Annotated in this window: 25 protein-coding genes; 11 read left to right on the top strand and 14 right to left on the bottom strand. The window is 56.0% G+C overall.

What is annotated here, in order from left to right; translation table 11 throughout:
- The first annotated feature begins 62 nt into the window (after nt 1–62).
- A complete protein-coding gene (locus tag B498_RS06365; protein WP_008502298.1) occupies nt 63–2,243 on the top strand; it encodes a type I secretion system permease/ATPase in 2,181 nt (726 codons plus the stop codon).
- Nucleotides 2,240–3,415, top strand: coding sequence for an HlyD family type I secretion periplasmic adaptor subunit (locus B498_RS06370; protein WP_008502297.1), 1,176 nt, complete (start codon nt 2,240–2,242; stop codon nt 3,413–3,415). The genes B498_RS06365 and B498_RS06370 overlap by 4 nt, the downstream gene beginning before the upstream one ends.
- 35 nt (nt 3,416–3,450) lie before the next feature.
- On the opposite strand, the gene B498_RS06375 is transcribed toward B498_RS06370, so the two are convergent.
- Complete coding sequence (locus B498_RS06375; RefSeq protein ID WP_008502296.1) at nt 3,451–4,335, bottom strand: hypothetical protein; 885 nt, start codon at nt 4,333–4,335, stop codon at nt 3,451–3,453.
- 276 nt (nt 4,336–4,611) lie between these two features.
- On the opposite strand from B498_RS06375, the gene B498_RS06380 reads away from it, so the two are divergent.
- Nucleotides 4,612–6,075 carry an EAL domain-containing protein gene (locus B498_RS06380; protein ID WP_008502295.1) on the top strand — a complete coding sequence of 488 codons (1,464 nt, stop codon included), beginning with the start codon at nt 4,612–4,614 and terminating at the stop codon, nt 6,073–6,075.
- A 29-nt stretch (nt 6,076–6,104) separates the two neighbouring features.
- Here the strand turns inward: B498_RS06380 and B498_RS06385 are convergent, their stop codons facing one another.
- The 3 genes from B498_RS06385 to B498_RS06395 all read right to left on the bottom strand — a co-directional run bounded on the left by B498_RS06385 (nt 6,105) and on the right by B498_RS06395 (nt 7,766).
- Nucleotides 6,105–6,377: a DUF883 family protein gene (locus tag B498_RS06385; RefSeq protein WP_008502294.1), complete on the bottom strand. Its 273-nt coding sequence runs from the start codon at nt 6,375–6,377 to the stop codon at nt 6,105–6,107.
- A 119-nt stretch (nt 6,378–6,496) separates the two neighbouring features.
- Nucleotides 6,497–7,165 carry an epoxyqueuosine reductase QueH gene (locus tag B498_RS06390; protein ID WP_008502293.1) on the bottom strand — a complete coding sequence of 223 codons (669 nt, stop codon included), beginning with the start codon at nt 7,163–7,165 and terminating at the stop codon, nt 6,497–6,499.
- 124 nt (nt 7,166–7,289) lie between these two features.
- The gene (locus B498_RS06395) at nt 7,290–7,766 is read right to left on the bottom strand and encodes a GNAT family N-acetyltransferase (RefSeq protein WP_008502292.1); all 477 of its coding nucleotides are present in this window, start codon (nt 7,764–7,766) and stop codon (nt 7,290–7,292) included.
- A 90-nt stretch (nt 7,767–7,856) separates the two neighbouring features.
- Between B498_RS06395 and B498_RS06400 the strand changes: the two genes are divergently transcribed.
- On the top strand, nt 7,857–8,786 hold the full coding sequence (locus tag B498_RS06400; RefSeq protein WP_032622995.1) for a LysR family transcriptional regulator: 930 nt from the start codon (nt 7,857–7,859) through the stop codon (nt 8,784–8,786).
- A 149-nt stretch (nt 8,787–8,935) separates the two neighbouring features.
- Here B498_RS06400 and B498_RS06405 read toward each other — a convergent pair whose 3' ends face one another.
- Nucleotides 8,936–9,433 carry a surface-adhesin E family protein gene (locus tag B498_RS06405; protein WP_008502290.1) on the bottom strand — a complete coding sequence of 166 codons (498 nt, stop codon included), beginning with the start codon at nt 9,431–9,433 and terminating at the stop codon, nt 8,936–8,938.
- A complete protein-coding gene (locus B498_RS06410) occupies nt 9,430–10,053 on the bottom strand; it encodes a hypothetical protein (protein WP_008502289.1) in 624 nt (207 codons plus the stop codon). Before B498_RS06410 ends, B498_RS06405 begins: the two co-directional genes overlap by 4 nt.
- A gap of 199 nt (nt 10,054–10,252) precedes the next feature.
- Here B498_RS06410 and B498_RS06415 point away from each other — a divergent pair, with 199 nt between their 5' ends.
- The 3 genes from B498_RS06415 to B498_RS06425 all read left to right on the top strand — a co-directional run bounded on the left by B498_RS06415 (nt 10,253) and on the right by B498_RS06425 (nt 13,529).
- On the top strand, nt 10,253–10,528 hold the full coding sequence (locus B498_RS06415) for a metal/formaldehyde-sensitive transcriptional repressor (protein ID WP_008502288.1): 276 nt from the start codon (nt 10,253–10,255) through the stop codon (nt 10,526–10,528).
- A 30-nt stretch (nt 10,529–10,558) separates the two neighbouring features.
- Nucleotides 10,559–11,677: an S-(hydroxymethyl)glutathione dehydrogenase/class III alcohol dehydrogenase gene (locus tag B498_RS06420; protein ID WP_008502287.1), complete on the top strand. Its 1,119-nt coding sequence runs from the start codon at nt 10,559–10,561 to the stop codon at nt 11,675–11,677.
- 160 nt (nt 11,678–11,837) lie between these two features.
- Nucleotides 11,838–13,529, top strand: coding sequence for a methyl-accepting chemotaxis protein (locus B498_RS06425; protein ID WP_008502286.1), 1,692 nt, complete (start codon nt 11,838–11,840; stop codon nt 13,527–13,529).
- Between the two features lie 119 nt (nt 13,530–13,648).
- Here B498_RS06425 and B498_RS06430 read toward each other — a convergent pair whose 3' ends face one another.
- The 4 genes from B498_RS06430 to B498_RS06445 all read right to left on the bottom strand — a co-directional run bounded on the left by B498_RS06430 (nt 13,649) and on the right by B498_RS06445 (nt 18,723).
- Nucleotides 13,649–16,030 (bottom strand): glucose/quinate/shikimate family membrane-bound PQQ-dependent dehydrogenase, encoded by a 2,382-nt coding sequence (locus tag B498_RS06430; RefSeq protein ID WP_008502285.1) that lies wholly within the window; start codon nt 16,028–16,030, stop codon nt 13,649–13,651.
- Nucleotides 16,031–16,280: 250 nt separating this feature from the next.
- Nucleotides 16,281–17,204, bottom strand: a complete 924-nt coding sequence (locus B498_RS06435) for a LysR substrate-binding domain-containing protein (RefSeq protein WP_008502284.1) — start codon at nt 17,202–17,204, stop codon at nt 16,281–16,283.
- Nucleotides 17,205–17,384: 180 nt separating this feature from the next.
- On the bottom strand, nt 17,385–18,269 hold the full coding sequence (locus B498_RS06440; RefSeq protein WP_008502283.1) for an SDR family oxidoreductase: 885 nt from the start codon (nt 18,267–18,269) through the stop codon (nt 17,385–17,387).
- A gap of 64 nt (nt 18,270–18,333) precedes the next feature.
- Nucleotides 18,334–18,723, bottom strand: coding sequence for a YdeI family stress tolerance OB fold protein (locus tag B498_RS06445; RefSeq protein ID WP_008502282.1), 390 nt, complete (start codon nt 18,721–18,723; stop codon nt 18,334–18,336).
- A gap of 138 nt (nt 18,724–18,861) precedes the next feature.
- Between B498_RS06445 and B498_RS06450 the strand changes: the two genes are divergently transcribed.
- The 4 genes from B498_RS06450 to B498_RS06465 are packed head-to-tail and all read left to right on the top strand — an operon-like array spanning nt 18,862 to nt 21,355.
- The gene (locus B498_RS06450; RefSeq protein ID WP_032623010.1) at nt 18,862–19,365 is read left to right on the top strand and encodes a hypothetical protein; all 504 of its coding nucleotides are present in this window, start codon (nt 18,862–18,864) and stop codon (nt 19,363–19,365) included.
- A 9-nt stretch (nt 19,366–19,374) separates the two neighbouring features.
- Nucleotides 19,375–19,821: a DUF421 domain-containing protein gene (locus B498_RS06455; protein ID WP_008502280.1), complete on the top strand. Its 447-nt coding sequence runs from the start codon at nt 19,375–19,377 to the stop codon at nt 19,819–19,821.
- Nucleotides 19,822–19,832: 11 nt separating this feature from the next.
- On the top strand, nt 19,833–20,351 hold the full coding sequence (locus B498_RS06460) for a 2-oxo-tetronate isomerase (protein WP_008502279.1): 519 nt from the start codon (nt 19,833–19,835) through the stop codon (nt 20,349–20,351).
- Nucleotides 20,352–20,368: 17 nt separating this feature from the next.
- Nucleotides 20,369–21,355, top strand: coding sequence for an SDR family oxidoreductase (locus B498_RS06465; protein WP_008502278.1), 987 nt, complete (start codon nt 20,369–20,371; stop codon nt 21,353–21,355).
- On the opposite strand, the gene B498_RS06470 is transcribed toward B498_RS06465, so the two are convergent.
- From B498_RS06470 to B498_RS06485, 4 genes are all read right to left on the bottom strand, one after another.
- Nucleotides 21,356–22,981, bottom strand: a complete 1,626-nt coding sequence (locus tag B498_RS06470) for an alpha-amylase family protein (RefSeq protein WP_008502277.1) — start codon at nt 22,979–22,981, stop codon at nt 21,356–21,358.
- 8 nt (nt 22,982–22,989) lie between these two features.
- Nucleotides 22,990–24,000 carry a cytochrome d ubiquinol oxidase subunit II gene (gene cydB / locus B498_RS06475; protein WP_008502276.1) on the bottom strand — a complete coding sequence of 337 codons (1,011 nt, stop codon included), beginning with the start codon at nt 23,998–24,000 and terminating at the stop codon, nt 22,990–22,992.
- A complete protein-coding gene (locus B498_RS06480) occupies nt 24,000–25,403 on the bottom strand; it encodes a cytochrome ubiquinol oxidase subunit I (RefSeq protein WP_008502275.1) in 1,404 nt (467 codons plus the stop codon). Before B498_RS06480 ends, cydB begins: the two co-directional genes overlap by 1 nt.
- Before the next feature lie 67 nt (nt 25,404–25,470).
- Nucleotides 25,471–26,343 carry a manganese catalase family protein gene (locus tag B498_RS06485; protein WP_008502274.1) on the bottom strand — a complete coding sequence of 291 codons (873 nt, stop codon included), beginning with the start codon at nt 26,341–26,343 and terminating at the stop codon, nt 25,471–25,473.
- Between the last annotated feature and the right edge of the window lie 20 nt (nt 26,344–26,363).

The following is a 26,363-nucleotide window of genomic DNA, read 5'->3' as shown; positions in this document are numbered from 1 at the left end:
CGGGGAGCGATCCCCGCGGCCTTTTGGCGTTTCTTTAGACGAATTGCGTTACCCCGGAGATTATGAAGACACATCCACAGTACGAACCCTGGCTGCAGGGCATGCTCATCATCGCGAAGCACTACCGGCTGGACTTTTCGGTGGAGCACGTTCGGGTCACGATTAACCATGAAAGCCAGTCGCCGCGCCAGCTGGTGCTGGAGGAGATGGCGCGCCAGCTTGGGCTGGGGATGCGCGTGGTGGCGGCAGAAGCGGCATACCTCGATCCGTGGCGCCTGCCGCTGCTGGCAGAATTCACCGGCGGGCAGATTGCGGTGATCAACCGCATGGACAACGAAGGCAACGTCAGCCTGCATTTCAGCGGCGACGGCGGCCTGGAGACGACGCTGACGCGCGAGGCGCTCGGGTCGCGATTAAAGGGCCTGATGGTGCTGCGCCCGCTCGAGTCCACGCCGGATGCCCGCGTGGATGACTACATCAAACCGTATGAAAAAAACTGGTTCTGGCAGCTGGCGCTGAAGGACTGGCGACGCTACGGCGACATTATGCTGGTGGCGCTGGTCGCCAACGTGCTGGCGCTTTCCGGCATGGTCTTCTCCATGCAGGTCTACGACAGGGTGGTACCGTCGCAGTCAGAAGCCACGCTGTGGGTGCTGTTTGGCGGCGTGATGATTGCCATCGTGTTCGAATTCATCATGCGCATGCTGCGCGTGCACATTTCCGACGTGGTGGGGAAGCGCGCCGATCTGCGCATCTCTGAACGCGTCTTTGCCCACGCGCTGCGGATTAAAAACGGCGCACGCTCAAAATCAACCGGATCGTTTATCGCGCAGATCCGCGAGCTGGAGTCGGTGCGCGAGCTGATCACCTCGACGACCATTGCGGCCCTCTCCGATCTGCCGTTCTTCCTGCTGTTCGTCTTCATTCTGTGGATCATTGGCGGTCCGCTGGTGCTGGTGGTCCTGCTCGCCGTGCCGCTGTTGCTTATTCCGGGCCTGCTGGTGCAGCGCCCGCTGGGGAAACTCTCCAGCGAAGGGATGCGTGAATCCGCCATTCGTAACGCCACGCTGGTGGAAGCGGTGCAGGGCATTGAAGACATCAAGCTGATGCGCGCCGAGCAGCGTTTCCAGAACCAGTGGAATAACACCAACGACGTCGCCGCCAGCGTCGGCATGAAGCAGCGCTGGCTGACGGGCCTGCTGCTCACCTGGACGCAGGAGGTGCAGTCGATTGTTTACGCGGTGGTGCTGCTGGTCGGCTGTTACCTGGTCATCAGCGGCGACATGACCACCGGTGCGCTGGTGGGCACCTCGATTCTGGCGTCGCGGACCATTGCGCCGCTGTCGCAGATCTCAGGCGTGCTCTCGCGCTGGCAGTCGGCAAAAGTGGCCCGCAAGGGGCTGGACGACCTGATGCAGCGGCCGATTGACGATCCGCAGCACGGCAAGAAGGTGCACAAAGCCCACCTGCGCGGCGACTATGCGCTTGAGGACGTCGGGTTTTATTACGACGAGGAAGAGAAACTCACCGTGCTCAACATCAGCAAGCTGCAGATCCGCGCCGGAGAACGCGTGGCGGTGCTCGGGCGCAATGGCTCCGGCAAAAGCACGCTCCTACAGCTTCTGGCGGGCATGCAGGAGCCGCAGCAGGGCAGCATTCTGCTGGACGATATTGCCCTTAACCATCTCGACCCGGCCGACGTGCGTCGCGACATGCAGCTGCTGAGCCAGCAGGCCCGTCTGTTCTTTGGCTCCGTGCGGGACAACATCCTGATGGGCAACCCGCTGGCGACCGACGATGAGATTCACCAGGCGCTGGTCAACAGCGGCGCGCTGGAGTTTGTGCGCAAACAGAAAATGGGGTTGAACACTATCATCAACGAGGGCGGAACGGGCCTCTCCGGCGGTCAGCGTCAGGCGCTTTTGCTGGCGCGCGCCCTGATCACCTCGCCGACTATCCTGCTGCTGGACGAGCCTACCGCGTGGCTGGACGAAATGAGCGAGAAGCAGTTTATTCAGCATCTTCACACATGGCTGGGTAAACGCCGGACGCTGGTGGTGGCCACGCATCGCCTGCCGATTCTGGATCTGGTCGACCGCATCATCGTGCTGGAAAACGGCAAGGTGGTGATGGACGGCCCGCGCGACGCCATCCTGCACCAGCACGGCATGGTGCCGCAAAAGACAGCACAGCGCACCGTGACCATGAAACCGGCGGCGGTTGCAGAGGAGGGCGCGGCATGAATGATTTCTCCCGTTTTAATAGCCGACTGAAAGAGCCGCGCCTTCCGCGCGCCACGCTGGTGGCATGGTCGCTGTTCGCCCTGCTGGCGGCGTTTATCGCCTGGGCGAGCCTGTTCCATCTTGATGAGGTGACGACCGGCAGCGGTAAGGTGATACCGTCTTCTCATGAGCAGGTCATCCAGTCCCTGGAAGGCGGCATTATCCACAGCCTGATGGTGCGCGAAGGCGACATCGTCGAGCGCGGCCAGCAGCTCGCGCAGCTTGATCGGACAAAAACCGAGTCGAGCGTGCTGGAGAGCGAGTCGCGTCTGAATGCGGCGCTGGCCACGGCGGCACGCCTGAAGGCCGAAGTTAACGACACGGAGCTGACGTTTCCCGAGGAGCTGGATGACGACGTTGAGCTGGTTAAGCAGGAAACGGCGCTCTATCAGTCCCGTCGCGAGAGCCTTGAAAAGGGGCTGGCTGGTTTACGTCAGGGTGCCGAGCTGGTGCAACGCGAGCTGTCGTTGACCCGTCCGCTGGTGACCCAGGGGGCGGCCAGCAAGGTGGAGGTGCTGCGTCTTGAGCGTCAAAAAAATGAGCTTGAGAATAAAATCACCGAGATGAAAAACCAGTATTACGTCCGCGCTCGCGAAGAGCTGGCGAAAGCCAATGCGGAGATTGAAGCCCAGCGTTCGGTGATGAAGGGTCGGGAAGACTCCCTGACCCGACTGACCTTCAATGCGCCGGTTCGCGGGATCGTGAAGGATATTGACGTCACGACCGTGGGCGGCGTCATCCCGCCGAACGGCAAGCTGATGAGTCTGGTTCCGCTTGACGATCAGATGGTGATTGAGGCGAAAATTTCGCCGCGCGATGTGGCGTTTATCCATCCTGGCCAGAAGGCGCTGGTGAAAGTGACGGCCTATGACTACTCCATTTACGGCGGGCTGGAAGGGGAAGTGACCATGATTTCGCCGGACACCCTGCAGGATGAGGTGAAAAGAGATGTTTATTACTATCGCGTCTATATTCGTACCGACAGTAACCATCTGACCAATAAGCAGGGTCAGGAATTCCCGGTCTTTCCGGGCATGATTGCCACTGTTGATATTAAAACCGGCAGCAAAACCATTCTGGATTATCTGTTGAAACCGCTGAATAAGGCAAAAGAGGCGCTGCGGGAACGATAGGTGAAGGGCGTTCGGAACACCGAACGCCTGGTGAATTATACGGTTGACGTCACGTTGTGAGCGTGGCGTCGCTCTTTAGGAACCACGTTGATGTAATGCGTGACATACGCAAAATATAATCCGGCATAATTTTCGACGAGTTCGATAAACGCCGGATAGACCGATAGCCGACCATCACCCCGATCTTTCAGATAGCCCGCCTCCTGAGCTGATTTGATAATCCGGTTGACGTGGATGCGCGATACAAAAAATTCTTTTGCGAGCGTGCTGGCTGAATAGTCAATAACGGCACCATGGGCGGATTTGTTTTTCATAGCCTGCAGGTAAAGATAAAGCATAATCATACGGCCACCATCTTTATCAATAAATAATCCTACTTCAGGCAAAACCTTTCTGAACGTTAATCCCCGAAAAAGATATTCTGCCGCGCGGCGGAAGAAGTTACTTCTCAAAATATCATTGTCCAGCAGGTTTACATTAATATTAAATGTCGGATAAAGAATGCTGACGGGCAAAAAAGCGCCGGACATATAACGCTTTAGTTCATTCAGGCCTTTTTCGGTTGGCGCGATTCTCGTCTTTCGTCTGTCTTCCGTACAGCGCCAGGTTCTGATGCGCCCGGTGGTTCTGAGTATCGTAATGATCGCAATAACGCTGTTGGGGCTGGCTATCTTATAGCGAGAACATAACTCTTTAATTTCAGAAACTGACTCGGCTTGATTGCCAAAAATAAAACAACACATGGAGAGGATAATGTTGAACCGTGATTCCTGTAGCATTGTCTTGTAGAACAAAGGTTGTTTTTTGTAGATGGTGTCATTAATTGTGTAGTGCTCTAATATTGCCTCACCGAATCGTGGATTGCTCTTTATGACATCCCTTCGTTGTAGCAAGGCCCTGGATGAGATATGATTATCCATAGCATTTTTCTCGTATTTGAATGAGCCGATAGATGAAGTGTCCAGTCTTCTTTTTCGGAATTTTCATTATACCCTGAGAATAAAACATTTGCCGTGGTTATTTGAAAAGAAAAGTATAGTTAAACGTTTGTGATTAACGCAAAGATGTTCCGGTGAATTAGGCTGATAACAGTTTCTTAACCCTGGGTGCTACTGTAAAATTATAGTTAGCAACACATGCAATAAATTTTATGCATACTCAAACAGAAATGGCGCTTTGGTGCCCAGGAGCAGGTTATGACCCAAAAAATGTCTCTCAAAAATGGGGTTTGCGATAAACATAAATTTGTCATCTCAGCCTGCGGCTTCACATTTCAGGGGTATTGTTCGATCCTCAATAAGTACGGGATCCACGCTTCCCAAATTCACTTTAACGGAGATGAGGCATCCCAACAGGATGTTGAAAATATCCTTAAAAATCAGGATGCCCATATCGTGGTGTTCCTCGGGAAAGGTGTCGTCAATCTCCTGGAAAGCCTGAAGCGACTGGCCTCGGTACTCAATGCACTCCCCGTTATTCGGCATGTCACCCTGTATGGTGATATTCCTGACGGCTGGCTGTACCGTACGCTGGGCAGTCTTTTAAATAACAGTTATCAATTATCATTGATTCGCGTTGCCAGCGTTTCGGATGTAGTAGGCTGTTTTAATACCCATTACAAAAGCTTTAAGGATCGTTCACGTGTATTACGCGAACGCTACATGGATTTTGGCTCTGAAGAAAATCTAAAGTGGTTAACAAGAAGAGAGATTGACGTTTTATTAAATTTCTATCGTGGTATGTCCGTAAAGGAAATGTGCGATAGAATGGGATTGTCGAATAAAACGGTTTATACCCACCGAAAGGAAGGAGTGCTTAAATTACGTTTAATTAAGCGCTGGTTACACGATCCGCACAATTTTAAAGCAGAGAAACCAGATAAACACCCGCGTCAAAAAGTGGGGTTCACGGAAAAAGAAGCCGAAATTTTTAATGCGTTACGTAATCGGGAAATATTCCCGGCATATCAGATTATTACCGATCGAGATAAAAAAGGGGTTGGGTTTGAAATCCTGATTCGCTGGAATAAAAACGGTAAAATTGTCAAGCCTGCCAGTTTTTTAACGGATGTTTCCAATCATGAAATCTGGCTGAAAATTACGGCGTTGGTCATCCATGCCGCCGTTTCAGGTATTAATAAGTATAACGGGAAATACTATTTTTCAGTGAATATTCCGCCTCGTCTGGCGTCCGGGAATGCTTTGCCTGATATGGCACGGAAAGCCATCGGCATGCTGCTCAAACCGCAGTGGGCTGAAAAGCTGGTTTTTGAATTTGCAGAAGATATTGACGTGACGAAGGACAAAAGGATCCCTGAAACCATGCGGCATTTACGCAATACGGGGTGTCGATTGTTCCTGGATGACTGCTTCTCTAACCATCAAACCATGTTCCCGGTGCGCCAGGTGCATTTCGATGGGCTTAAGCTGGATCGGGACATCGTTGAGCATTTTGTGGCAAACGACAATGACTATAATTTGATTAAAGCGATACAGGTTTACAGCGACATGACCGGAACGGACTGTATTGCAGAGGGGGTTGATAGTGAAGAAAAGTTTGAGAAATTAGTCGAGCTGGGCATCAAGAACTTTCAGGGATATTATTTATCGCGCGCCGTGAAAGAGGAGGAGTTAGACCGCATGGTCAGATTGTTTAGTTAAGAAAAAATAAAGCCCCGAAGGGCCCTGGGTTATTTCCGGCCCAGCAACAAGCCGAGAACTATACCGATTGCACCCGCGGCAACGAGGCCGGTGAGGGGATTATTTCTGACGGCTTCAGTGACATCGGAAACGGCATCGCTGGCCTGAGCGGCATATTTTTTAGCAGCACCTTTAACCTGATGTTTTGGTGAATCAACGAATTCACCAAACTGCTGCTGCGCTGAACCTGCAAGTTCATCAAATTTATTTTTTGCTTTGTCTTCAGCAAACTGGGTGTTTTTATCAGTACCGAAATCAGACATTTTTGCCTCCTTTTGTTGATAGTTAAAGGATAGCCGCTCTTTGTGGATACGGCAGGCGAAAGGCTAAATTCGGCACCTGAAAGGGCGGTTTTCGGATATATCTCTATACCCGGAACCCGTTATTTCTCATTGTCATCCTGACCGTAAAACAGTTTCCCAATGCGGATTAGCGGGCGGCCCTGTGACTTACGGTGCAGGTTACTGTCCCTGAGCGAATAAACGCAGCCGCAGTATTCCTGCTGGTAAAACTGTTCTCGCTTGCTGATCTCAATCATGCGCGAGGAGCCGCCCTGTTTACGCCAGTTATAGTCCCAGTACACCATACCCGGATAGCGCGCCGCCGCACGCTGGCCGCAGTCATTTATCTGCTGCATGTTCTTCCAGCGGGAGATCCCCAGCGAGCTGCTGATGACGCTGAATCCATTTTCTGCCGCATAGAGCGCCGTACGCTCGAAACGCATATCGAAGCACATGGTGCAGCGGACGCCGCGCTCGGGTTCCCATTCCATACCTTTTGCGCGCTCAAACCAGTTATCGGTGTCGTAATCGGCATCAACAAACGGCACGCCGTGCTTTTCCGCAAAGCGAATATTTTCCTCCTTACGAATGAGGTATTCCTTTTGCGGATGGATATTGGGGTTATAGAAGAAAATGGTGTACTCAATGCCCGACGCCTGGATAGCCTCCATCACTTCACCGGAGCAGGGGGCGCAGCAGGAGTGCAGCAGCAGTTTGTCAGCGCCGTTTGGCAGGGTGAGTTGAGGGCGGATAAAAGGGGCTGTCGTCATGGCGTTCTGCACTATGTTTATGAAATTTATGGAAGGGTAGCATAAATTCATAATCTGTTGAGACGGGATCGACGCAGGAAAGCGCGATCCCGCGGGGCGGGATCTTCTCGGGGATGACGTGCCGCTATTCGGCAAATTTGAGCAACGCTTCTCCGTCAAGACGGTAGCGCACCCATTCGGACTGCGGCAGCGCGCCAATGCTCAGATAAAAATCGATGGCGGGCTGGTTCCAGTCCAGCACGCTCCATTCAAGGCGACCGCACTGCCGTTGTACGGCGAGCTGGGCGATATGTTTCAGCAGTGCTTTTCCCGCCCCCAGGCCGCGATAAGCTGGGGAAACATACAGATCTTCCATATAAATCCCGTTGCGGCCAAGCCAGGTTGAATAGCTGGTGAAGAACACGGCATAGCCAGCGATCTTGCCTTCACACTCCGCGATCAGCGCTTCGGTTTTAGTACCTGCGCCAAAGAGCGTTTCCCGGATCTCCTCCGGTGTGGTAACCACTTCTTCCGGGGCTTTTTCATACACCGCCAGCTCATAAATCATGGCGTAAATGGCTGCCGCATCTTCGGGGCGTGCCTGACGAAGGGTGATGCTCATTGTTTTTCCTGCTTTTTAGCGTGCGTCTTGATTGATGGCGTTAAGCATACGGCGTATTGTCTGAAGAATTAAGTGCAATGAAATCAACAAATGATGAATACTATGCATCCGGCCCTGAGACGTCTTGATTTAAACCTGCTGCCCGTTTTCGACGCGATTTACCGCCACCGCTCCGTTCGCCTGGCCGCTGACGAGCTGGCGATGAGCACATCCGCGCTCAGCCATGCGCTGTCGCGTCTGCGTGCCACCCTGAATGACCCGCTGTTTTTCCGCGAAGGGCACCGCATGTCCCCCAGCGTGTATGCCTCTCAGCTTGCGCCTTCCATTGCTTCCGCACTGTCGTTCCTGAATCATGAGCTGACTCCGCAGCCGGAGTTTGATGCAGCCAGCAGTTCGGAGTGCTTACAAATTGCGATAACGGACTTTACCGCGCTGTGCATTTTCCCGGCGCTAATGCACAGGCTGCAGCTTGCGGCCCCGGGTTTGCGTTTCGAATTGCGCTATCTGCCGCACAGCCCGGCGCTGACGGAACTGCTGGCGGGTGAAGTGGATCTCGCGCTGGGGTTCAGCACTCAGGATGATATCCGGCACCCGGAGCTGGAAGAGATCGACTGGTTTGAAGATGAGTATGTGGTCATCAGCAACGCGCGCCGGACGCGTCTCACGCTGGAGGAGTATCTCGCGGCCCGACACCTGGTGGTGACGCCATGGAATGAGAAGCAGGGCGTTCTTGACGTACGGCTTGAGCAGCTGGGCTATACCCGACAAATCGCGATCAAAACGCCGTCAATGCTCAGCGCACCGTTTATCGTAGCGGAAAGCGACCTGCTGATGGCCATCCCTCGATACGCCGCTGAGAAGCTGGTTGCGGCAGCAGGCCTGAGGATTTTTCCTTTACCGTTCTCGATACGCACGTTTGAAGTGAAAATTTACTCGCATAAACGCAGCGGCCAGCGGGGCGCAACGCGCTGGCTGAAGGAGGAACTGCAAACGCTGGCGCAGGCTGCCAGGGGACGGTAGGCCGGGTAAGCGCAGTGCCGCCCGGCAGAAAGGACGGTCAGTAACGGATCGTCAATTTAACGGCAGGCTATTTGTTAGCGGACAGCCCAACCCGCGCTTTCATGTAGAGCAGAGTGAGTCTGTCCATAGAAGCTTAGGTCCGGAAGATTTTATTCATCCAGTAACGGTTTTCGATTATCTTTCGCTGGCTCTGGCTTGAGTTTTTCAACGGGAATACTGCACATGCTTTCCGCTATTATCCCAAAAAGAGAGTCTTTCGGATAACTTTCCCATTGTCCCACATCCTGTGTCACATGTACGACATCGCCTTCCGCGAACGGTTTCGAAAAATAGGTTCGCGCCATAACGGCACGCTGGTTTTTGTCGCAGTTAATCACGTCGATTGCCCGTGAGCTCGCTATGTAGACGGGAGGATTTTTTATAATGAGTGTCTGCTCGGCGTAGTTATTGATGAAATAAAAGCGGCGTAAGTGGTCGTTACCCTGATAAGTTGAAATCACCCGAAAATCGATATACGAAGCAATTTTCTTATCTTCAAGGATTTTTATGACGCCTGCCGGTGGCTTGGGGGTAGACTGCGGCTGGGGTTTACTTGTCCCGGTACAACCTGTCAGCATAAGTAATACCAGCCATGTTAGCTTTTTCATTTCGCATCCCCTGCGGATAAATCAGGTCGTAATGTCGTCAGCATGTCAGGCGTTACATTTCCCTGAACGGTACAGAGCAATAATGTCCCGTCTTTGCTTTTGCTGAGCATTAACAGCTTTTCGGTACTTTCTTTTGCCGGAGCAATACCTGACACCGCCTGCGCGTTGTCTTCCCAGTCACTGTTTGGGTTGATTTTAATCATCGTCTGAGAAACATAATCATCTCCCGCCTTTTTCCAGGACAAATGATCAAGTCTGGACATCACTTCTTCTTGTGACTCTTTGAAAATGAGTCCCCAGTAATAGTACTTACCGTAATTGATTTCATCGAGATTGCTGGTTTGCAGGTAATATCCCGATACCGTCAGATTTAATTCATGCAGCGGTTGAGCAAACCAGATGGTGCGATTGCCGTCTTCAGGGGCTTTGAACCAGGCCTGCGAATGCTTGTTGAGCGTTAAGGGGGCTACGCGGCTGAGTTTGGCTCGCTGATGATAAATCTCGTTGAAAAAGGTTGAGTCGCAGCGGGTCAACGTTTGTGTCAACGTGCTGGCGTGAACCGCGGGTGTGGCTACAGCCATACCTGCTATGAGCCCAATGGAGGAGATGAGTTTACGCATGTAATATCCCTATATTAAAAAAAGACCCTGTTTTTATCGGCTTATCAGAATGAGACTTTACGCTTTTTATTTTGCTTTGTTATCTGGCGTATTCAATGCCTCCCCCGAGTTTTGTACAAAACCTCAACCCTCTCATCTTTAGGTTTACACAGCGGTAACAAAATAGGTACCATACCCCCCTATAGTATCAGGAGGGCGTATGCCGCATTCACCCGAAGATAAAAAACGTATTCTTACCCGCGTCCGCCGCATTCGGGGCCAGGTTGATGCCCTGGAACGCGCGCTGGAGTCGGGCGACCCCTGTCTGGCCATCCTGCAGCAAATTGCCGCCGTGCGCGGGGCTGCCAATGGCCTGATGGGCGAAATGGTTGAAATTCACCTCAAAGATGAGCTGGTAGCGGGGGACACCACGCCGGATCAGCGTGCCGTTCGCATGGCGGAAGTCGGCCATTTACTGCGCTCTTATCTAAAATAAATCCACATACCTGACAAGAAGGGAAGACATATGAAATCTCGCGCTGCAGTTGCATTTGGCCCCGGCCAGCCGCTCAAAATCGTTGAAATTGACGTGGCACCGCCGAAAAAAGGCGAAGTGCTGATCAAAATCACCCATACCGGCGTATGTCATACTGATGCGTTTACCCTCTCGGGCGACGACCCGGAAGGTGTCTTCCCGGCGGTGCTCGGCCATGAAGGCGGCGGGATTGTGGTAGAAGTGGGCGAGGGCGTGACCAGCCTGAAGCCGGGCGATCACGTGATCCCGCTGTACACTGCGGAATGTGGCGAGTGTAAGTTCTGTAAATCCGGCAAAACTAACCTCTGCCAGGCCGTTCGCGCCACCCAGGGGAAAGGGCTGATGCCCGACGGGACGACCCGTTTCTCCTACAACGGCGAGCCGGTTTATCACTACATGGGCACCAGCACCTTCAGCGAATACACCGTTTGCGCGGAGATCTCGCTGGCGAAGGTGAACCCTCAGGCGCCGCTGGATAAAGTCTGCCTGCTGGGCTGCGGCGTGACCACCGGTATTGGCGCGGTGCATAACACCGCAAAAGTCAAAGAGGGCGATACCGTGGCGGTGTTCGGTCTCGGCGGCATTGGTCTGGCGGTGATTCAGGGCGCGGTGCAGGCGAAGGCCGGTCGTATCATTGCGGTCGATACCAACCCGGAGAAATTCAGGCTGGCGGGTGAAATGGGCGCGACCGATTTTGTGAACCCGAAAGATCACGAGAAGCCGATTCAGGACGTCATCGTCGAGATGACCGACGGCGGCGTGGACTTCAGCTTCGAGTGTATCGGCAACGTCAACGTGATGCGTTCCGCGCTGGAGTGCTGCCACAAAGGCTGGGGCGAGAGCATCATCATTGGCGTGGCCGGTGCGGGTCAGGAGATTAAAACCCGTCCATTCCAGCTGGTCACCGGGCGCGTATGGCGCGGTTCCGCGTTTGGCGGCGTGAAGGGCCGTACCCAGCTTCCGGGTATTGTTGAAGATGCGATGGTCGGCAAGATTCAGCTCGATCCGTTCATTACCCACCGCTTACCGCTGGAGCAGATTAACGAGGCGTTTGATCTGATGCACGAAGGAAAATCCATCCGTACCGTTATCCATTTCGGCGACAAGTAACTCTTCTGCCAGCGGTTTTTCGCCGCTGGCATTTCTTTAATAATCTTCTCTAAAGTGTGACCAGTGCGGCGTTTTTAGCCGTAATCTAAATCTCTGCCGTGCCGATGACTATTTAACAGGCGTGTTTTTACGCATCTTACCTACAAGAGAGTCGACGGTCATGGACAACACTACTTCGATGCTGGCGCAGCGCAGGCTGGGCTTCTTGCATCACATCAGGCTGGTTCCGCTGTTTTCCTCCATTCTCGGTGGCATTATTCTTCTGTTTGCCTTGAGCTCGGGTCTGGCAGGGTATTTCCTGCTGCAGGCCGATAACGATCAGCAGGATGTCACAGCTGAAATTCAGGTGCGTATGGGGCTGTCGAACAGCTCAAACCATCTGCGAACCGCGCGTATCAATCTGATCCACGCCGGTGCGGCAAGCCGTATCGCAGAGATGGATGCGATGAAGCAGAACATCAGCGAGGCGGAAACGCGCATTAAGCAGTCTCAGGAGAGCTTTACCGCCTACATGAATCGCGCCGTGCGTACCGCCGAGGGCGCAGCGCTGGATGCGGAGCTTAAGACCCGGTATGACGCCTATATCGCGGGCATGCAGCCGATGGTCAAATTCGCCAAAAACGGCATGTTCGAGGCGATCATCAACCACGAAAACGAAACGGCGCGTCCGCTGGACGACGCGTACAACGCCGTACTGCTGAAGGCGATTAAGATCCGTACCGACCGTGCCAATGCGCTAACGGCGCAGGCGCACAGCCGCACGCAGCTGGGCCTGATGTTTATGGTGGGCGCGTTTGCGCTGGCGCTGGTGCTGACGGCGATGACCTTTGTCGTGCTGCGCCGCACGGTAATCAATCCGCTGCAGCGGGCAGCGAAACGTATCGAGAATATCGCTAAGGGCGACCTGACGATGCCGGACGACGTGGCCGGGCGCAGCGAAATTGGCCGCCTGACGCGGGATCTGCAAACCATGCAGCACTCGCTTGAAAAAACGGTCGGCACCGTGCGTCAGGGGGCGGAGGAGATTTACCGCGGCACCAGCGAGATCTCTGCCGGTAACACCGATCTCTCTTCCCGCACCGAGCAGCAGGCTGCCGCCATCGAGCAGACCGCCGCCAGCATGGAACAGCTTACTGCGACGGTGAAACAGAACGCCGATAACGCCCATCATGCCAGCAAGCTGGCGGAAGATGCCTCCGGGAAAGCCACCCGCGGCGGCCAGATGGTCTCCGGCGTGGTGAAAACCATGGGCAATATCTCCAGCAGCTCGAAGAAGATCTCTGAAATCACCGCCGTGATTAACAGCATTGCCTTCCAGACCAATATCCTGGCGCTTAACGCGGCGGTAGAAGCGGCGCGGGCGGGTGAACAGGGGCGCGGATTTGCCGTGGTGGCCAGTGAAGTGCGCACCCTGGCAAGCCGCAGTGCGAATGCCGCAAAAGAGATCGAAAGCCTGATCAACGAATCGGTTTCGCTGATCGACCAGGGGTCCGGTGAAGTTGTTGCCGCCGGTAACACCATGAATGAGATCGTCGACGCGGTGAAGCGCGTCACCGACATCATGCTGGAGATCGCCGCGGCGTCCGATGAGCAGAGTCGCGGTATCGTCCAGGTGAGCCAGGCGATTTCGGAGATGGATAAAGTGACCCAGCAGAACGCCTCGCTGGTGGAAGAAGCCTCCGCGGCGGCGGCGTCTCTGGAAGAACAGGGCGCGCGTCTGACCGAGGCGGTTGGGGCGTTTCGTCTGAGCGGTGCGAAGCCGAACCGCGCGGTGGCGTCAGCGCCAGTGGCGACGAGCGCGCCGTTGCGCCCGGCGGCGACAGTTTCGGGGGATAACTGGGAGACGTTCTGAGTCGCGTGTTTTGTCGGGTGGCGGCTTCGCCTTACCCGACCTACTTGTATTTGTAGGCCCGCGTAAGCGAAGCGCCACCGGGCAAAAAAAAGGGACCAAAAGGTCCCTTTGTTCATCGGTTATTTCTTATCAGGTAACGCGTACGCGATAACGTAATCACCGCGATCCGGCGACTGGCGGGCACCACCGGCGTTAATGATGATGTACTGCTTACCGGTTTTCGGCGACACGTAGGTCATCGGCCCGGACTGGCTGCCGACCGGCAGGCGGTCTTTCCAGATCTCTTTCCCGGTGGCGGTATCAAACGCGCGCAGGTAGAAATCCTGGGTGCCGGCAAAGAACAGCAGGCCGGACTGGGTCGAGAGCGATGCCCCAAGCGTCGGCATGCCGATTGGGATTGGCATGTGCATGCGAATGCCCAGCGGGCCGGTATCTTCCACCGTACCAACAGGAACCTGCCACACCAGCTTGCCGGTTTTCAGGTCAACGGCCGACATGGTGCCAAACGGCGGCTTCTGGCACGGAATGCCCAGCGGCGACAGGAAGCGTTCACGCATCGCACCGAAGGGCGTGCCGTCCATCGGGACAATCCCCATCTCGATGCCGCTGGCATTTTTCGCCACGTTCGCGCGCGGCACCATATAGTTTGCCAGACCCAGGCGCATATCGTTGACGAACATCAGGCTGTTGTTCGGGTCAACGGAGACGCTGCCCCAGTTCATCCCGCCGAGTGAGCCCGGGAACTGCAGGGAACGATCGAGACCAGGCGGGGTAAAGACGCCCTGATGACGCATCTCTTTAAACTGAATGCGGCACAGCAGCAGGTCGACTGGCGTCGCGCCCCACATGTCGGACTCGGTCAGCGTCTGGTTGCCAATCATCGGCATGCCTACGGAGTACGGCTGGGTTGGGGAGTAGCGTTCACCTTCAACGTTACCCGCCGGGACAGGGCGTTCCTCGACCTTCGCCACCGGCTTGCCGGTTTCACGGTTAAGCATGAAGATCATGCCCTGCTTGCTGGTCTGCACCAGCACAGGCGTGGTGCCGCCCTTGCCGTCAGGCAGGTCGTACAGCAGCGGCTGGGAAGGCAGGTCAAAGTCCCACAGGTCATGGTGGGTGGTCTGGAAATGCCAGCGGACCTGGCCGGTGGCCGCGTCGACGGCGACGATGGAGGAACTGTACTTATCGTCCAGCGCGGTACGCTCGCCCGCCCAGAAGTCTGGCGTGGCGTTGCCGGTTGGCAGGTAGATCAGGTTCAGTTTGGCGTCGTAGGACATCGCAGACCAGACGTTCGGCGTACCGCGGGTGTAGGTCTGGCCTTCCGGCGGCAGGCCGGTCAGGTTCGGATTACCCGGATCCCACGCCCAGGCCAGCTTACCGGTGTGAACGTCGTAGGCGCGGACCACGCCCGGCGGCTCGCCGGTCGAGTAGTTATCCGCGACGCGACCGCCGACGACAACAACGTTTCCGGCCACCAGCGGCGTGGAGGTCTGCTGATAATATCCGGGCTTAATCTCACCCATGCCGACGCTCAGATCCACGGTGCCATGGTCGCCAAAGTCGTCGCAGACCTTGCCGTTATCCGCGTTAATGGCAATCAGACGGGCGTCGGTGGTGGGGAGGAACAGGCGGCGAGGGCATGCCGCAGGCTGTGTTTCTGCCTGTGACGTTGTCACGGTGGAGTGGTCTTCAAAATAGCCCAGACCGCGACAGCGCTGCCAGTTAGGGGCCGTGGCTTTGGAATCGTAGCGCCATTTTTCTTTACCGGAATCCACGTCCAGCGCCAGCACTTTACTGTACGGCGTACAGACATACAGCGTGTCGCCAACCTGCAGCGGCGTGTTCTGATCTTCCGCACCCGAGCCGTTGCTCTGCGGAATATCGCCGGTGTGCGCAACCCACGCGACTTTCAGCGAGCTGACGTTTTGCTTGTTAATCTGGTCCAGCGCGGCGAAGCGGTCGCCGTGGGTGGTGTTGCCCCAGTGCTCCCAGTTCTTTTGCTGCTCGCCGGGTGCGACGGGTTTCACCGGCACGGGCTCGTTCGCTGCCACAAGGGTTTGCGGCTTAAACATCCAGCCGAGGCTGACCAGCATGGCCACCGCGAGCAGCGCCGCGACGCCAAAAGCGGGGGCTTTGTTTGGTGCAGTGTGGTTTGCCGCACGCAGGAAGGGCCAGACGATGGCGCACAGGAACGCCAGCACGGCAAAGGTAAACAGGCGGGAGAAGAGCGGCCAGAAATCCCAGCCCGCATCGCTTACCGCCCAGAACAGCGAGGCAATAAACGCGATGCCGTAAAGCAGGATCCCGCTGGTGCGGTTGAGGAAAATCAGGATCGCGGCAATCACCATTGCCACGCCCATTATCAGGAAGTAACTACTCCCGCCTACGGTGGCGAGCTTAAAGCCCAACCCGCCGACCGCCAGACCGATGAGCATCATCAGTCCGGCAAGAAGCCACTGCAGAATACGCGGTATTCCACGTGGCGCGCTGCCAAATACCATTTCTCTCTCCTTTAGATCCCGCCGCCGTGTCGGGTATGTACCAGTTGGGTAATAAATGCGGTGGGATTGATGATTAGTACGGGTGAATTCGTTTTTATCAAACCATTTGTGAACCATTTGGTGAATTCGCGGCTATGATAAAACTGTTAAATTGTTTTACGCAATTGTTAATGAATGATTTCGCATTATTTGATTAACGCGCAGGTCTGTTCCCTCGCCCCTTTAGGGGAGAGGGTTAGGGTGAGGGGTATTAAACCGGCATCGATTTACGGATGGCGCTCAGCAGCGTCTGCGCGCCTGTGGAAAGCGGGGTATCTACCCGGGTCAAAATGCCGATAGGTTCACCGGCGCCGGGGGCCGTTACCGGGAGAGCGGTCAGCGTGCCCTGGCGCAAATCATCTTTTACCGCGCCGGAGGGAACGAACCAGACGTAGTCATAGTCGAGGGTGAGCTGGCGTGAAAGCGAGGCCGACAGCGTTTCGATACACCCTGAGGGCAGCGTACACCCCTGCATTTGCAGCAAGGTTTCGGCGGTCTGACGTGGGACGGTCCCTTTCGGGCACACCACCACCGGCCACTCCATGACGCGGCTTAACGTCACCGTGTCCTGCAGCAGCGGATGATCGGGACGAACCACCAGCTTCAGGGACTCCAGGAACAGCAGCTCGTAATTGAGACCGCCCATCAGTTCAGGGTCGGACATGCGGCCAATCCCGATATCCAGCTCGCCCGATTTCAGCCCCGCGAGCAGCATGGTGTTATTCATGGTGGCAACCTGAATAGTGGTATGCCGTTGCTGCTTGTGGAACTGGCCAATCACCGGCGGAAGAATGCCCAGCGCGGCGGTGGGCAGGGCCCCGACGCGGACGACCTCGCTGGCGTGTTCTTCTTTTCGATGCAGCGACTGGCCTGCGGTATTGAGCGCATCCAGCACTTTGACGGCGTGCGTAAGGAACTGTTCGCCCACGATGGTAAGCTGCGCCCCCAGCCGACCCCGGTCAAAAAGACGGGCGCCGGTCAGCTGTTCAAGCTCGTTGAGGGTTTTCGAGAGCGCAGGCTGGCTCAGGTTAAGAGTTTCAGCCGCACGCCCCAGCGTTCCCTGTTGAGCGACGGCCACAAATGTATGCAAATGGCGCAAGCGTATGCGCTGACTGAACAGACCATTTTTTTCCATAGGCGATGTTAAAAACAGAGCGATGCGGGTGACAAGCTAAGTTGTTTAATTTTGATAACTTGATAGCAAAATATTTTTAACATTTGATCTGTTTGAGTTACAACATGTTTTTCGGCAGGGGAAGAAATGTGAACGTCCTTGTTCATTTATTGCTCATTGCATAGAGGGAGGGGTAAGGGGTTAGATCACGCCGTCACCGCCGTCAGAACACCATACCTGGCCGGAGGTAAATGAACATTCATCCGAAGCCAGCGTGACGTAAAGCGGGGCAATCTCGACGGGCTGACCCGGACGTCCCTGCGGGGTATCGCCGCCAAACTCCTTCACTTTTTCCATCGGCTGGCCGCCGCTGGATTGCAGTACCGTCCAGTAAGGTCCGGGAGCGACCGCGTTGACGCGAATGCCTTTCGGACCCAGCTGCTTGGCTAAGGATTTGGTAAATACCGCCAGGCACGCTTTGGTCTGGGCGTAGTCCAGCAGCACCGGGCTCGGCTTCACGGCCTGAACGGAGGAGGTATTAATGATAACGGACGAGGCTTTCAGGTGGCGCAGCGCCGCCTTCGTGATCCAGAAGGGGGCATAGACGTTGGTTTTAAACGTCGCGTCAAAATCTTCGGTGGTCAGCTCTTCAAGGGATTCACGGAACTGCTGACGACCGGCGTTATTGACCAGAATATCCAGCCCGCCCAGCTTCGAGACGGCTTCTTCGACCAGATTCTGGCAGAAGGTTTCGTCCCGAACGTCCCCCGGCAGCGCGACGGCGTTCCGGCCTTCGGCTTTGATCAGGTCGATGACCTCCGCGGCGTCTTTTTCCTCTTCAGGCAGGTAGTTAATGGCCACGTCTGCGCCTTCACGGGCATAGGCGATGGCCACTGCGCGACCGATACCTGAGTCACCGCCGGTGATCAGGGCTTTTTTACCGGCCAGGCGGCCATGCCCTTTGTAGCTAGTTTCCCCGTGGTCGGGTACAGGTTGCATTTCGGATGCCAGTCCCGGTGGCGTCTGTGGCTGTTCCGGGAACGGGGGCTGCGGATAAGCGTTCGTACGTTGTTGGGTATCACTCATAGCTGACTCCTTAAGCCAAGGGGTGAGATTTGATGGATAACTGCAGCGTTAACGCTTCGCTGAATTATTTCTGCAAACGATCGACACGGACGACGGCAGGAGATGATTTTTTATCAAGCGAACCGTTGATGCTGATCATCTGGTCGGGTTTTACCGTTCTGCCGTCGAAGACTGCCTGGGGAATAATAACGTCGATTTTTCCGGTTTTATCCTGAAATACAAACTTATCGCCGCTACCGTCAATAAGATTACCGCGTAATGAAATGGTCGCACCGTCGTGCAGTTGTTTTGCCTGATCGATGGTCATAATACGCGCGTCATCGGTTCCGCGATATCCGCTATCCAGGGCGTGGGGCGGCGGCGGGGCTTCACCTTTTTGTAACCCGCCGTTATTATCTGCCCATGCGGCCGGAACCAGAAATATCAAAAAAGCGGAAATAAGCGATAATTTCATCGGATATCCTTCATTTTGGGTGTCTTGACTTATTAAGTATTGTTGCTATTCCTTTATGTGGCAAATGTGATAAGTCCTAAAAACATTCGCGTTAGAAATCAAAATTATCGGATAATAAGCGAAACGGTGACGATGGCCATGAAGCGTGAAAATGAAAAGTTACCCGGGATTGAGGAAAGATATCGCTTGCTGACGTTTGAATACGCGTTTCGTCAGGTGGGGTTTATCGTTCTGTTAGGTATTATCGTTGCCGCCATTGCCGGTCTGTTTTCAAGCGGAATAGTCAGCGATACGGTAAAAACAAATTCCGCCAAGTCGCTGACCATAAACTATGAGCGCTTCGGGCGGCGGGAGACGGAGACACGGATGCAGCTTGCGTTTCCGGTGAAAGCGGAGGGGGCCTATACCCTCAGCGTCACCAGCGAGAGTAGCGATGCGTATGATCCAGGCAGCGTCTGGCCCCAGCCGGACGCCATGTTCAGCCACGGAAAAAGCCTCTATTTTGTTTATCACAACCTGAAAAAGACGGACAACTTTTCGGTATTACTCTTTACCACACCGTCCCGGGCCGGTAAATGGAACTCGGTCATCCGCGTAAACAACGAGCCGGAGATCACCCTCTGGCAATTTATTTACCCGTAGGAGGCTGATATGGATATGGTCTTTCGTGCGCTGGCTATTTATTTGTTCCTCGTGGTGGTATTTAAAGTGGCCGGGCGACGCGCGCTGCTGCAGATGACCAGCTTTGATCTCATTCTTCTCCTGATAATTAGTGAAGCCACGCAGCAGGCGCTTCTGGGGCAGGATTTTTCCGTCACCGGCGCGATGATTACGATTACCACCCTGGTGGTAGTGGATATTATTTTTGGCCTTATGAAAAAGTATTTTTCCCCGGTAGAGAATATTCTGGACGGCACGCCCGTGATTCTGGTGGAAAACGGCGTTCCCCTGGCGGATAAACTCAAAAAGGTCGATGTCTCTTGCGATGATATTCTGGTTTCCGCGCGTCAGAATAATGGCATTACCGAAATAAGCCAAATTAAATATGCCATACTTGAGCGCAATGGACATATTTCAATCATTCCTTTCGAGAAATAAGAGGCGGCAAGATGAGCAATCTTTTGCACGATAACCATTACACCGTCGGTGAGCTGACAAAAAAACTGGCGAGCAAGTTAACCGATGCCGGTCTGCGCTTAACCACGGCGGAATCCTGCACCGGGGGAAAGCTCTCGGTGGCGCTCTGCGCTGAAGAGAACACGGCCGATTTTTATGATGTCGGGCTGGTAGTGTTCAGCGATGCCGCGAAAGCGCGGATCCTCGGCGTGCGTCCTGAAACGCTGGCGCGCTATACCGCCGTCAGCGAACAGACGGTGACCGAGATGGCCGCCAGCATCCGCGACATTGCCCAGGCGGATATCAGCATCGCCATCAGCGGATACGCTGGCCCGGAAGGGGGCGACGACGGCACGGCGGCGGGGACGGTCTGTTTTGCGTGGAACATACGTGGCGAGACGAAAACCCGTACCGTGCTTTTCTCCGGAGACTGTCAGGACGTGGTGGAAAAAGCGGTGCATTTTTCGCTGGCAGAGCTGGTAACAACATTGTCGGACGGAAATAACGGTTGAGTTCACGTGGAGGTTCTATGGCTGTCATAGTGATTACCGGTGGGACGGCGGGCGTGGGAAAAGCCACGGCGCTGCGCTTTGCAAAAGCAGGTTACGATGTGGGCCTCATCGCCCGTGATGAGGCCAGCCTGCACTCCACCCAGGAAGAGTTGCGCCGCTTCGGCGTAAATGCGCACGCCGTGCAGGCGGACGTCGCCGACAGTCAGGCGGTGGTGGATGCGGCTAACGAGATTGAGTATCGCCTCGGTGCGATTGATGTCTGGGTCAACAACGCCATGGGGGCCGTGCTGGCACCGTTTCGTACCCTTACGCCGGACGAGTTTCGGCGCGTGACCGAGGTGACATACCTCGGCTACGTGAACGGCACCCGCGCGGCGCTTGAGCTTATGGTTCCGCGCGACAGGGGCGTGATTATTCAGGTAGGGTCCGCGCTGGCCTACCGTTCCATTCCCCTGCAGTCCGCCTACTGCGGGGCCAAAGCGGCGATTCGCGGGTTTACCGATGCGGTGCGCACCGAGCTGATGCATGAGAACAGCCGGGTTCAGCTTTCGATGGTGCAGATGCCGGGGCTCAATACGCCGCAGTTCGAATGGGCAAGGAACAAGTTCGCGTGGGCAATGCGGCCGGTACCGCCGGTGTTCGAGCCTGAAGTCGCCGCCAGCGCCATCTTCAGGGTGGCGCAAAAGCCGGTGCGCGAGCTGTGGGTAGGCAGCAGCACCATTCAGTCGATTGTCGGGCAGTTCCTCTTCCCGGGTTTTCTGGACAGGCTGATGGTGAAGAAAGCCTGGGAAGGTCAGATGACCGACGATCTGAACGCGCCGGACCGCCGGGATTATCTCGACCAGCCGGTTAACGATCTGCACAAAATCCATGGCCGTTTCACTGACGAAGCGAAAACCCGCGCGTCGTCCGTGACCTCCGGTATGCCGGGCAAAGTGGTGTTAGGGGCCCTTGCGGTGGCGGGTATTGTGTTGACGCGTTTGATAACCCGCCGGAAACCGTAATCAGCGCAGCGCGCTGCGGTGCGTCCAGAACCAGCGATAGCCGTAGCCGCCAAGGCTGAGCTCGACGGTTTTACCGCAAACCAGCGCGTCATCGTAGCGTTTGTCCGCGAGACAGGCGGTCCAGGTCGTGTTGCGGATCCCCTTCACGGTGAACTGCACCGGCTGGTCACTGAAGTTAACAAAGGTCAGGATGCTGCGTTCTTCGGTCTCGTAATAGATCCCCAGCACCGCGTCACTATCGATCGTGAGGAGCCGAAAGGGCGCAACGGCAATTTCGGGGAACTCCGAGCGGGTATTGGCGATATCAATGATGCGGTGCAGGAGCGAGTTGCGGTGGAGCAGCGAATCAGCGACGTTGATTTTTTGATAGCGGTAAGGGCCGCGGTCGATAATCGGCGCGATAAATTTTTCCGGGTCGGCTGCCGAAAAACCGCCGCCTTGCGATCCCGCCCACTGCATGGGGGTGCGCACAGCGTAGCGCTCCTCCAGATCGAGGTCATCCCCCATGCCGATCTCATCGCCATAGCGCATCACCGGAACGCCGGGCAGGGAAAAGAGTACCGCGTGGCAGAACGCCAGCCGCTTCAGATCGCCGTTGAGCATCGGTGCCAGGCGGCGGCGGATCCCGCGCTGATAGACGTTCATCTCCTCATCAGGGGCGAAGGTATCGAGGACAAACTGTTTGTCTTTCTGGCTGATGCCCTCCAGATCCAGCTCGTCGTGATTGCGCAGCCAGTTGGCAAAACAGCATGAATCGGGCGGGACGATCATTTTCTTCACCGCGTTGCGCAGCGGACGGGCGCTTTTGCGGGCCAGGCTGACGTAAAAATACTTGTTGAGCCAGAAATTGAGCACCAGATTCAGGCGGTCATTATTGCCAAAGTAGTCCTGATAGGCCTCCACCTCGACGTCCACTTCACCCAGCAGGATCGCGTCCGGATTATGTTCCTCAATCAGACGGCGCATATGTTCGAGGATCCACAGGCCTTTTTTTTCATCACCGTTTCCCGCCTGCGTGGTCAGATGGGAGGCGGCATCCAGGCGGAACCCCGACACGCCCAGCTTGAGCCAGAAGAGGATGATGTTCTCGATCTCTTTCAGCACCGCGGGCGAGGTCAGGTTCAGGTCCGGTTCGTGGCGATAGAACATGTGCCGGTAGTATTGTCCCGCTTCGTCGTCCCAGGTCCAGATGCTCTCCTCCACGCCGGGAAACATGGGGGGCGTATCGTCGTCGTCACTATCTGACCAGAGGTAGTAATCCCGGTAGGGTGACGCCGGGTTACGGCGGGCCTGCTGGAACCAGGGATGCGCGTCAGAGGTGTGCTGGATCAGCAGTTCAATAATGACCTGCATGCCCAGCTCGCGGGCCTGTTCGATAAAGGCGATGATATCGGCCAGCTTTCCGAAGCGGGGATCCACCTGGAGATGGTCGCTGACGTCATAGCCTTCATCGAGAAAGGGCGTGAGGTAAAACGGGGTGATCCAGATAACCGTCGCCCCCATGCGGCGAATGTACCGCAGCTTGGCCGTTATCCCGGCGATGTCCCCGCAGCCATCGCCGTTCAAATCATAAAAGAGTGCGGTATCAATCTGGTAAATAATGGCCCGTGTATGCCAGTCCGTCATAGCGTGCCTCAGTGATAGCCTTCAGTATCCGAAACCTTGCCCCGGAACACGTAGTAGCTCCAGGCGGTGTACACCAGGATCACCGGAATAATCAGTAACGTCCCAACCAGCATAAACAGCTGGCTGGCAGGCGGGGCCGCGGCCTCCCACAGAGTGATACGCGGCGGAATAATGTTCGGCCAGAGGCTGATACCCAGTCCGCTGAACCCGAGGAAGATCAGCCCCAGCGTCAGGAGGAAAGGGCGCGCGTGGCTGGCCGGATTGCGGGTCAGGCGCCAGATCAGCACGCTGAAGATCCCGACCAGCAGCGGAACCGGCAGGAACCAGAAGAAGTTGGGCAGGGTAAACCAGCGGTCGGCGACGTACTGCCAGCCGAGCGGCGTCCAGACGCTGACCACCGCGATAACCACCATCAGCGCCAGCAGCACGTGGCGGGTCAGTTCGCGCATGCGTTGTTGCAGCGCGCCTTCGCTTTTCATGATGAGCCAGGTGGTGCCCAGCAGCGTGTAGGCGACGACCAGACCGATGCCGCAGAAGAGGTTGAAAGGCGTGAGCCAGTCCAGCGAAGAGCCGACAAAACGTCGGCCCTCCACGTCAAAGCCGTTGATCACGGCGCCCACCACCACGCCCTGGCTGAAGGTGGCGAGCAGTGAGCCGCCGGCAAAGGAGTAGTCCCAGAATTTGCGGTGTGAAGGGGTGGCTTTGAAGCGGAACTCAAAGGCAACGCCGCGAAAGATGAGGCCGATCAGCATCGCGGTGAGGGGGATGGTCAGCGCATCAATGATCACCGCATAGGCCAGCGGAAACGCGCCGAACAGCCCCGCGCCGCCGAGCACCAGCCAGGTCTCGTTGCCGTCCCAGACGGGCGCCACGCTGTTGACCATGACATCGCGCTCTTTGGCATCGCCCACGAAGTTAAACAGCAGGCCAATCCCCAGATCGAAGCCGTCCATAATGATATACATCAGCGTGGCAAACACGATGATGGCAAACCAAATCACTGAGATATCGACGCCCATCAGATTCTCTCCTCTTCCGGAACAGACTCCGCGGCTGACAGCGGACGGGCAGGCGTGCCCGAGGTGTTTGACGTCAGCGTATCAACGGGCTGAGGGCCTTTCTTAATCAGCCGGATGAGATAAACATAGCCCACGCCAAATACGGATGAGTAGACGACGAAGAACGCCAGCAGGCTAATGCTCATCTGCAGGGTGCTGTGCAGCGATACCGCGTCGATGGTGCGCAGGTAGCCATAGACAACCCACGGCTGACGGCCCACTTCGGTGGTCACCCAGCCGGCAAGCAGCGCGACCAGCCCCGCAGGCCCCATGCAGAGGGCAAACCACTGGAACGGACGCGAGTGGTAAAGTCGATGGCGATAGCGTAGCCAGAGGCTGAGCAGACCGAGGGTAATCATCAGCAGCCCCATCCCTACCATAATGCGGAACGACCAGAAAACGATGGTCGAGTTGGGTCGATCCTCTTTCGGGAAGTCTTTCAGGGTCGGGACCTGTTTATCCAGGCTGTGCGTCAGAATCAGGCTGCCGAGCGCGGGGATCTCCAGGCCGTATTTGGTGCGTTCTTCCTCCATATCCGGCAGGCCAAACAGCAGCAGCGGGGTGGCCTCGCCGGGCGGATTTTCCCAGTGACCCTCAATAGCGGCGATTTTGGCTGGCTGATGCTCAAGCGTGTTCAGGCCGTGCATATCGCCTACCACCGCCTGGATAGGGGCGACCAGCAGCGCCATCCACATCGCCATCGAAAACATGGTGCGAACGGCGGGCGTATCGTTACCGCGGAGCAAGTGCCAGGCGGCCGACGCGCCGACAAACAGCGCGCTGCTCAGGAACGCGGCGATAGCCATATGAATAAGACGGTACGGGAAGGAGGGGTTAAAGACGATCGCCAGCCAGTCCTGCGGGATCACCTGCCCGTTTTCGATAGTGAAACCCTGCGGCGTATGCATCCAGCTGTTGGAGGCGAGGATCCAGAAGGTCGACATCAGCGTGCCGAGCGCCACCATGCAGGTCGAAAAGAAGTGCAGCCCCGGGCCGACCTTGTTCCAGCCGAACATCATGACGCCGAGGAATCCGGCCTCCAGGAAGAAGGCGGTTAATACCTCGTAGGTCAGAAGCGGGCCGGTAATGCTGCCCGCGAACTGGGAGAACCCGCTCCAGTTGGTGCCAAACTGGTACGCCATCACCAGCCCGGAAACGACGCCCATGCCGAAGTTAACGGCAAATATCTTTAGCCAGAAGTGGTACAACGATCGCCAGACGTCGTTTTTGGTGCGCAGCCACATGCCCTCCAGCACCACCAGGTAGCTGGCGAGACCGATGGTGATCGCAGGAAACAGGATGTGGAACGAGACGGTAAAAGCGAACTGAATTCTGGCCAGATGAAACGCATCGAGTTCGAACATGGTCCGTACCTCTGAGACGATGGGGCACGCGACTTGCCGGGCAGGTCAGGCCTGCCCGGCAAACCGATTACGGTTTAGTCTTACCGGCACCCAGCTCGGCACCGGTCAGCGGGTCGGAATGTGGATCGGACTTCGTGCGGGCAGACATCGCCTTAACCAGGGTTGCCTGCTCGGTTGTGAGCGTCACGCTGGCACTGCCATCGCCGCCATCCACCGCAGGCTGGGGGGACTCAACGTAATCGAAATGTTTATCGCTGTTCCAGCTTCCGCGAACCTCTCCACCTTCAGACATATTGTAGTACTTGTTGGTGAATTCCTCGATTGGCGGCAGTTTTCCCGGCGGGAAATTATTACGGATGGACTGCAGCGCCTTCTCAAAGGAGAGCTGATGCGCCGCCTCACGCGTCATCAGAAACGCCAGGGCATCTTTAACGCCAGGATCGTCAGTCACGTTGATCAGCCGTTCATAGATGATTTTGGCTCTGGCCTCGGCCGCCACGTTCGAACGCAGATCCGCCGTCGGCTCGCCGATGGTGTCGACGTAGGCCGCCGTCCAGGGTACGCCCGCTGAGTTGGTTAGCGGGGTTCCGCCGCCGTAGAGCAGGGAGGTGATGTGGCTGTCATTCCCGTTTTCGGTCATGGAGCGATACAGCTCGGCCTCATTTTCCACCCCTTCCGCCAGCGCGCCCTTGGCACCTTTATTCAGCATACCAACCAGGGTACCGATGATTTCGAGGTGGCTTAACTCCTCGGTCGCGATATCCATCAGCATGTCTTTACGGCCCGGATCGTCATCGCTCAACCCTTGCGTAAAGTAGCGGCAGGCGGCGGCCAGTTCACCCTGCGGTCCGCCAAATTGTTCCAGTAAAAGGTTCGCCAGGCCGGGATTCGGTTCGGCGACGCGAACCGTGTATTGCAGCTGTTTGACGTGTCGAAACATGCTCACTCTCCTGTGGGTTA

This window comes from Enterobacter sp. SST3, assembly GCF_000286655.1.
In the GTDB taxonomy this organism is placed as follows: Bacteria; Pseudomonadota; Gammaproteobacteria; order Enterobacterales; family Enterobacteriaceae; genus Enterobacter; species Enterobacter roggenkampii.
This window is presented reverse-complemented; position numbering and strand designations above follow the sequence as displayed.